A 4,141-nucleotide genomic window follows, 5' to 3' on the forward strand; every position below is an offset into this window, starting at 1 on the left:
CTTTGCGACCGTCTCCACGACCAACATCCCGCGCAAGCCTCCCGTTCGAGCCGGAAGGCAGTGTGGATGACTTGTCCTGGGGGTCCCGTTTGGACGCCGATCACCCCGAAAACGGGGTCCTTATTCCACGCCTAATCACACACGCGGTGCCAAGCGGCGCTGAGGTAGCCCTTGTAGTTCCAAGTGTCGTCGGGATTGGCGGGCTGTGTCTGTCCAGCCTCATCCCACGCTCGCACCGCCAACTCATGCTCCCCGGCGGGCAGGTCGAGGTCGATTGTCCAGAACGTCCACGCGAAGGGTGCGCCAACATCGTGCTGCAGGGCGGCTTGCGCCCATGTTCTACCGCCGTCGCAAGAGAGATCGACCCGAACCACGCCGCGATCTCCGGACACGGCATAGCCAGTGACGACGTTCGGCCCGGCTTTCAGGTTCGCACCTCGCGCCGGTTCGCAGATAACGGAGTTGAGCGGCATGGTGTTGATGGTGTGCCCCTTGGCCGGGTCGGCGGTTTCCGCGGTCACGTCCGGCGGGAAAAGCTTGTAGTCGCGGGCCTGGATCGGGTTGTCGGACGGATGGTCCTGCACGGTGATGCGCTTCAGCCATTTCGGGCTGCGCACGCCTGCAAAGCCCGGCACGACAGCGCGTAGCGGGAAGCCGTGCTCGGGCAGCAGCGGCTCGCCGTTCATCGCGAAGGCCAGCAGGGTCTCGGGCGCGAGCGCTTTAGCGAGCGGGATCGAGGCACCGTAGGGATGGCCCTCGACTCGGTCGTGGCTCTCAAACGCGACGTGCAGGTTCGCGCCCTCGGTGATCCCCACCTCGCGAAGCACGTCGCTCAACCGCGCGCCGGTCCAGTCGGCGGTTCCGATCGCCCCGCCGTCCCAGGGATCGCCGGAGACTGGCGCCACCGCGCGCAAGTCAGCGCGGCGGTTGCCCGCACACTGCATCGTGGCGGTCACGGTGGTTTGGGGAAACCGCGACTGCAATCCGTGCAGCGACAGCTCCAGCGCAGTTGAGACCGCACCGTCGACGCTGAGACGGTAGCGGTCCGCGTCGATCTCAGGAAGGTCACCGTGGGACCGCACGTAGAAGTCATCGGCTGCCGTGCGGTAGGCCGCACGTAGCCGAGCGAGGGGCGGCTCGGCGTTGTAGGGCGCGTCCCCATGAACGATCAGGCGTGCCTTACGCTCGGCCAAGTCCGACATCCGGGGCTGCTCCTCGATACAAGGTGGGAACGCGCTTCCCCTCGTTCGGTCGCGGCAGAGTGCCTGCTACAAGAACCCGCTCCCGCAGTGATCCTTGAAGGCGTTCGCCCGCCGGATGTATCCAACCACGGTCCGCGGATCCCGGTGGCCCGATTGGTCCATGATGCGGGCGAGATCACAGGGTCGTACCTTCGCCTCAGATGATGCTCACGATGTCCGTCTGACCGAAGCAATGGCGGACACCCATGCAACGCTCCTGGCTCTTCGCCGCTCCGATTGCCCTCGCCTGCCTACCTGCGGCAGGAAGCGCACAGAGCCCACCCGAGCCGCCTCGAAAGCCTGCGCCAGGCACGATACCGGCTGGCGAGGAAGCTGCGTCAGCCGTTGATCCGGCCGTGCTCGATCGTTGCCGGCAGCGCGCGGATAGTCAGAAGCTCAAGGAAGGGCCAGAGCGGAAAGCCTTCATGGGGACCTGCGTAACGCCGGAGGATTGAGCGAGCAGCTCGATGGGCTAGGCAGGCGACGCACGTCTAAACAAGGCTCACAGAAATTCATATGCAGGGCGAACAACGTGTCATCGCGTTGACATGTCAACAATTTGTCGCGTCAAAATGCTGTCATGTTGCCTTTTCATCCTGTCACGGTGATGAAGTGTAAACGCGGTACCGCGATGATCCGTCAGCCCGTCAGCCCGTCAGCCCGTCAGAAGGTCAACACAATGCGCACACTCGCCCTCGTTTCGCAGAAAGGCGGAGCCGGAAAAACGACGTTGGCTTTGCACCTTGCCGTGGCGGCTCATCGCGCAGGTCTCCAAGTCGCGATCGCAGATCTCGATCCGCAATCATCCGCGTGGAAATGGTCCGAGCGCCGCAAGGACCATCCAGAGGCGGTGGTCACATCGGCAGAGCAGCTCGAACACGTGAAAGCCCAGGCTGCGGCCGGCGGGCTCGATCTCCTTATTATCGACAGTGCGCCGCATGCGGACCGACCGGCCCTCGTGGCCTGCAAGGCGTCCGACCTCGTGCTGATCCCCTGCCGTGCCTCGATCCTCGATATCGACGCGATAGGGCAGACTCACGACCTCACGACCATCGCCCGCAAGCCATCGTGGGTCGTGTTCAACGCTTGCAACACCTCGACGGAGTTCGATCTGGAGGAGGCACGCGCCGGCCTGCGCGAACGTGACATTCCCGTCTACAGGGGCGCGGTCTACCAGCGTGTTAGCTATTCGCGTGGCTTCATCCCGGGCCGGACCGCTCAGGAAATTGAACCTGCGGGGCGGGCGGCGACGGAAATCGAGGATCTGTTCCGGTGGGTGGCCAATCAGATCGGCCTCGTCCTCTCGCAGCCTGCCAACATCGAGGCTGCCTGATGAGCGCCGCACCTCGTTTCAGCCTCCGCGCCGCCGTAACCGATAGCGTCTCGACCGGGCGCCGGGATGAGCCTCCCGCGGTCGTAACGCCCGAGGATACTTCAGAGGCTGCTCCGGTCCAGGCTCCGGCGGCCTCCCGGTCTATCAAGGATACTAAGACCAAGCGCCCCGCCACGCGCCAGGGCGCGCGCGGGATCACCGTGTGGGTCGAACCCGAGGTCTACCGAATGATCAAGCTGGTGGGCCTCGACACCGACATGACCACACAGGACGTGATGATGGAGGCGATCAACGATCTTCTCGCCAAGAGGGGTAAAGGACGCCTCGCGAAAACACGCTGACTTGTCAACACGTCAACGTGTTGATGTGTTGACACGCTGCCAGCACCCGCTGCACGCCGCTGGGATGCCTTTCGCATTCAGCGCCCCCGCGATCTGTCGAAGCGAGACGGCGCCCTAGGGCCTGCACGTTGGTGATGAGTGGGCGAGGTCCATGGCTCGTTCCGCGGCCCGTTGGGTCTAGCGCGCCCTGCTGCGCACCTGCCCGACCTCGCGGTTCGACAGGTTCTCTGGCTCGCCAAGCCGCACGCTACAGCCCTTCGCGAGCCGCCAAGGCCGCTTTGGTCCGGGTCGAGATCATCGTGCGTTCGGCCTGGGCGACCACCGCCATGATGCCGACCACCAGTTCGTTCGCCTCCGGCTTGTGGGCCACCACGAACCGGACGCCGGCCGAGCTTGGCGATCACCAGCGTGGCCCCATGGAGCCGGCAGAGCGCCATGGCTTCCGAGAGGCGAGGACGGTTGTCCCGGGAGCCGCTCTCGACCTCGACCAGTTCGGCTACGTGGCCCCACGAGCCACCCGCGAGGAAGTCGGCCACAGCTCGCCGCTGCGCCTCCAGCCCGGATCGGCCATGCTGCTCAATCAAGACCCGCAGGTAGGAGACAAAGAAAGCCACGGCGCCCTATACTGACGGGTGTGACGGACGTTTAACCCGATGAAACACCCGCCCGCGATGACGCGGCGGACACACCGCAGCCTCCGCGGGACGCCTCTCAAACCCGTGTCATGATCATCCGCCGCAAACGCAGTGGGGGTTGTGTACGAGCCGGCCGAGCCGTGATGGTATGGCCGTCGGATGTTCTGCAGGTGACATCGAAAAAGCGGATCGAAGGCGGCTGCCAAATATGTGGCGGAACTAACACGGTTCCCAGTTCCCGTATGTAACTGGATTAAAACCATGTTGCTGAGCGTAGCAATTCAGGCAAGATCCGGCACCAACAGGCTTCCTCAATCGAGGGCTTGCCGGAGCACGCCACCAAGACGCGGGCCCAAACAAGAATGAGCGGCGCGACCTGAAAAATCAGGCGTGGCCGTCGGTACGGGTCTCATCGTTCTGGGGTTGCTGATGAAGTTCTTGAAGAATTCCCTGCTCGGGTCCGCCGCTGCCTTCGCGGCGGTCGGCGCCGCGCACGCCGCCGACCTGCCGGTCAAGAAGGCGGTTCCGATCGAGTACGTCCGCGTCTGCTCCACCTACGGCGCCGGCTTCTTCTACATTCCCGGCACCGAC

The 4,141-nt window shown here is 64.4% G+C and carries 4 protein-coding genes and 1 pseudogene; 3 read left to right on the plus strand and 2 right to left on the minus strand.

Annotation, left to right across the window (positions count from 1 at the left end; all coding sequences use genetic code 11):
• Positions 1-131: 131 nt before the first annotated feature.
• Complete coding sequence (locus MKK82_RS18290) at positions 132-1,202, minus strand: molybdopterin-dependent oxidoreductase (protein WP_243986435.1); 1,071 nt, start codon at positions 1,200-1,202, stop codon at positions 132-134.
• Between the two features lie 619 nt (positions 1,203-1,821).
• Here MKK82_RS18290 and MKK82_RS18295 point away from each other — a divergent pair.
• Entirely contained in the window at positions 1,822-2,574 is a 753-nt protein-coding gene (locus tag MKK82_RS18295) for a ParA family protein (protein ID WP_243986436.1), read from the plus strand.
• On the plus strand, positions 2,574-2,915 hold the full coding sequence (locus MKK82_RS18300; RefSeq protein WP_243986437.1) for a ribbon-helix-helix domain-containing protein: 342 nt from the start codon (positions 2,574-2,576) through the stop codon (positions 2,913-2,915). Before MKK82_RS18295 ends, MKK82_RS18300 begins: the two co-directional genes overlap by 1 nt.
• 247 nt (positions 2,916-3,162) lie before the next feature.
• Here the strand turns inward: MKK82_RS18300 and MKK82_RS18305 are convergent.
• Positions 3,163-3,529, minus strand: a pseudogene (locus MKK82_RS18305) (recombinase family protein).
• Between the two features lie 450 nt (positions 3,530-3,979).
• Between MKK82_RS18305 and MKK82_RS18310 the strand changes: the two are divergent.
• A partial coding sequence (locus tag MKK82_RS18310; RefSeq protein ID WP_243986438.1) for a porin occupies positions 3,980-4,141 on the plus strand: 162 nt, incomplete at its 3' end.

Source organism: Methylobacterium sp. E-046, from assembly GCF_022829625.1.
GTDB classification, from domain to species: domain Bacteria; phylum Pseudomonadota; class Alphaproteobacteria; order Rhizobiales; family Beijerinckiaceae; genus Methylobacterium; species Methylobacterium longum.

What these genes read in the sequence shown, in the direction of transcription:
- MKK82_RS18290 (WP_243986435.1), bottom strand. Translation starts at nt 1,202, where the DNA reads ATGTCGGACTTGGCCGAGCGTAAGGCACGCCTGATCGTTCATGGGGAC.
- MKK82_RS18295 (WP_243986436.1), top strand. Translation starts at nt 1,822, where the DNA reads ATGTTGCCTTTTCATCCTGTCACGGTGATGAAGTGTAAACGCGGTACC.
- MKK82_RS18300 (WP_243986437.1), top strand. Translation starts at nt 2,574, where the DNA reads ATGAGCGCCGCACCTCGTTTCAGCCTCCGCGCCGCCGTAACCGATAGC.